The sequence below is a fragment of the Desulfobacter sp. genome (genome assembly GCF_050177295.1).
Window position 1 is genome coordinate 1 of record NZ_JBFXHE010000424.1, and the last position, 3,815, is coordinate 3,815.

At 48.2% G+C, this 3,815-nt stretch carries 3 protein-coding genes; all 3 read right to left on the reverse strand.

Features of this window, described 5'->3' with window-relative positions:
• On the reverse strand, positions 1-1,205 hold a 1,205-nt coding region (locus AB7U36_RS20330), incomplete at its 3' end, for a methyl-accepting chemotaxis protein (RefSeq protein WP_428161452.1).
• Positions 1,206-1,578: 373 nt separating this feature from the next.
• Positions 1,579-3,666, reverse strand: coding sequence for a 6-phosphofructokinase (locus AB7U36_RS20335; RefSeq protein WP_428161453.1), 2,088 nt, complete (start codon positions 3,664-3,666; stop codon positions 1,579-1,581).
• 24 nt (positions 3,667-3,690) lie between these two features.
• Positions 3,691-3,807: a diguanylate cyclase domain-containing protein gene (locus tag AB7U36_RS20340; RefSeq protein ID WP_428161454.1), complete on the reverse strand. Its 117-nt coding sequence runs from the start codon at positions 3,805-3,807 to the stop codon at positions 3,691-3,693.
• Between the last annotated feature and the right edge of the window lie 8 nt (positions 3,808-3,815).

Consider the following 3,815-nt stretch of genomic DNA (forward strand, 5'->3'; position numbering starts at 1 on the left):
AGACTGTCAAGAAGATCGAATAGTTTTTCTCTGGCATCTTCAAACGCTTTGAGCTTTTCACGTGCCGCAGTGATATTCTTCTGGTTATAGAGCGAAACAATTTCTCGGGCCGTATCATGTACCGCTTTATGGGGGGCCTTAATGTCCTTAAATAGCTGCGTTTTTGTGAAATCTCCCTGGGCCGAGTCATACCACTTGCCCAGCAGACAGTCATGATGCCCGGTCACCTCGTTTGCCTGCATCTTTTTGCGACCTGCCAGCACAGCTTCGAGATTGATTTTCCAATTCAGATGTGCCGTTTTTACATCCCCGATGTCAAACAGGGCCGGTTCAACTTGAACATGGGTCATCGATTGTGCCATGGCACGCACCAGATCATTTAGTACATGGGAGTATTCCCCGACTTCAATACAGCGGTTGGTAATCTGATCTGTGGTATCCCGGACTTTGATAATGTCGTTAACCACTTCCTGATTAACCTGGGAGGCTTGGGAAATATTGGTGCTGATTTCCTGCATTCCGATTGACGCCTGGGAAATATTGGTGGAAATTTCACTGCTCGCAATGGCCTGCTGTTCAACTGCAGTTGCAACGGTTTCCACCAGACCACTTACCGTGGAAATGGTTTCTGATATGGTAGTGATGATTGCCACTACCTGTGAGGTTGTCGATTGAATGCTGCTGATCTGCATTTTGATATCATCGGTGGATTCTCCGGTCTGTTTGGCCAATTCCTTAATTTCATTGGCTACCACAGCAAATCCCTTCCCGGCTTCCCCGGCTCTGGCGGCCTCAATGGTGGCGTTAAGCGCAAGCAGATCGGTTTGACTGGATATATCCTCAATGGCAGTGGTTACCTTGCCGATCTTCTGGGCAGCAACGCCTAATGCTTCTACATTTTGCAAGGCGCGTTTGACTTTTTCCACAGCCTCGGAACTTACCTTTCGAACCTGGCTCGTATTCTCAGCAATTTCGTTGATGGTCGAGGTCATTTCCTCCGAGGCGGCGGCAACAACGGAAACATTTGTGTTTGATTCTTCCATGGCAGCAGCCACAGCATTCATATTAGAACTCATTTCCTCTGCAGCCACAGATACTGTTTCTGTCAATTTGTAAAGCCCCATGGCCCCGTTGGTTAACTGCTCAGACGCGTTACTCATAGCTTTGGAAGTTGCGTCAAGGGTGGAGATATTACCAACAGCCAAGCGAAATATTTTGCTCCAGCTTTGTCTCATTTTTTCAATCAAAGACTTCGCACCCTGTTCTTTATCATCCGGTGAAACATTTACGCCTGCTTTTAAATCTCCCTTTGATATTGTTTCAATTCTGCTAATAAGATCAGAGGGCGCTTGTCGAGATTTTAAGAAAAAATACAAAGTGCCACCAAAGCTGCAAATCAATAAGATCAGTAAAAAAATAGTCATTTTTGTAATTGTTCCCTTAATCTTTAAATACAATTCGTATTCAACTGTCTTGTTTCTAGTTTCATATAAAAAAAATAATGATCAGTGTTAAGGTTTATAACCAAAGCAGCCGGGTCTGATCGTCACCAGGCCCGGCAGGGGCCTATTCTGTTTCCTAGGATTCCAGGGCATTGAGGCGAAGCGTTAAAGGCCGGTCCTCTTCCACGTGTCTGGAAAACCCGATGGGCCCTGGATTTCTGAACCGGTCAGGACATTCACAAGCCGCCACCCACTCCTCTCTGACCGCCTTGAACACCTTAAAGGCGTTGGATTCCAGGTCAACAATGCTTTTTTCCATGACCAGTTCCAGGCGTCCTTTGCGTTCCTCAAGGTGCATGAGCCGGGCAATGGGGATACCGGCCGGCTGCCACTGGTCAAACGCTTTTTCCAGGTTGATGATGGCCGCCATCTGGCCTGTGGCACCGCCTGCAATCAGATGAAAGGCTGTAAGCCCTAAATTGTAGGCATAACAACAGTCAAAATAGGTTGGATCGGTGCCCCGGCCGTCATACCCGTAAAAATGGGTCTGGATTTTGAATTCGGCCTGGGATTTTCTAAATATATTTACAAGAACCTGCGGAGTCTCTTCTTCCGTATCCAGCATGCCTGAATTGACCAGGGAAAGTTTCAGGGTTTTAAGGGAGATGATATCCGGCTTGACCAGCACATATTTATCCTGGGGGTTTTTAAACAACGCCGGGGCAAACAGGTCCGGATCCATGCCCGCACATTCCATGAGCGAAACATAGTCATCCCGGAGAATGCCAACCTTGTAGCGCCCCTGCTCCCGAAGCACGTCAAGATACTCTTTGACCATATCCATGATGATCTTCTCGGTTTTGACCTGGGAGAACTGGAAATTGCCGTGAAGATCCCTTTCCACCAGAAGCCCTTCCCTGAAAAACGACGGCAGCTGGTTGAACAGCTCATCATCCCGGATATTCCATATGGGAAACCGGCCCTTGTCCATCATGCCCTGGGAGATCCTGCGCAGATAATCCAGTTTTTCATTCAGGGTGGGAAATGACCTGTGGAAATCCAGGTCATGGATTCTATTATAATCGGCAATAATTTTATTGAGTTTTGTGATGAACACCTGGATTTCATTGATAAATTCCAGGATGCCTTCGGGGATGATCATCAGCCCGTAATTTTTGCCGAATGCGGCCCGCCGGACAATAATGTCACAGATCACCCGGGACAGATGGCGCAGGGTAATTCCATAGGCGTTGTAATCCATCTGCCCGTCCTGCTCCAGGCCCTTGGACATACGCTCCTGGTCCACATAGTCTGCCAACTCCTCACCGATCAGGGCCAGATTCACATGGGTCTGAAGCGCTGTCTCCAGCGTAAGATGGCTTGCCACCCGGCCCATGACCTTGCACACATGCCAGTATTTAATGTCCGAGCCGCCATCATTGGCCAGATTGGAAATATTTTGTGCAAAGGCCCGGGCCGCAGAGTGAAATCCAAAGGAGATGGCGCACAACACCTTGCCGTCTTCTGTCTTTACCTGGATATCGCCGTCAATGGTTTTGGGAACGCCGATAACCTTGATTCCTGAGGATTTAAAATGCTGGGCCAGAAAGGCAGCGTTGGTATTGGAGTCATCCCCGCCGATGATCACCAGTGCATCCAGATTCAGTCCCTTGCATGCAGTCAGGGCCTTTTCCATTTTGCTGCCGGAATCTATTTTGGTCCGCCCGGTTTTAATCATGCCAAACCCGCCCATGTTCCGGTAGAAATCCACCAGTCCCGCGGTAATCTCAATGTACCGGTTTTCAAGCAGCCCTTCAGGCCCTTTAATGAACCCGAACATCTTTGACGCGCTGTTGAAACGCTTCATCTCATCAAAAAGACCTGAAATCACATTGTGCCCGCCCGGAGCCGGGCCCCCGGAAAAAACGACACCGATATTCCTTGGCTTTGAAAATCCCGCCTTTGCGTTTTCACCGGGAACAGGATCTGTAATCACCTGCTGTACCCGGTTGTTGATAATTCCGGGCAGCAGACGTTCGGCCTCGGTATCTTTCAAAAAACGGTATTCATGCAATGTCTCAAGGGATGTATGTGATGCATTGAAAATAGCTATTTTTTCAGGAGAAAACCGTCTTCGTGCCAGGGTTTCCCTGCTGTCCTCATTCATGATTTGAAGCGCTTGTGCCGTTACGTGGGAGGTGATCTTCAAGGTGTTGTCTTCCATTATTACTCCAGAATATTTTTTAACTTATTGTGCCATGACCTGATTTCGACCATTTTCCTTTGCCTTGTATACAGCCATATCGGCCCGTTCAAATAAATCCGTTCCTGACTTATCACCTTCCTTGGCACAGGAAACGCCGATGCTGACCG

Coding starts and splice junctions, on each gene's coding strand:
- AB7U36_RS20335 (WP_428161453.1), bottom strand. CDS start 3,666: ATGGAAGACAACACCTTGAAGATCACCTCCCACGTAACGGCACAAGCG.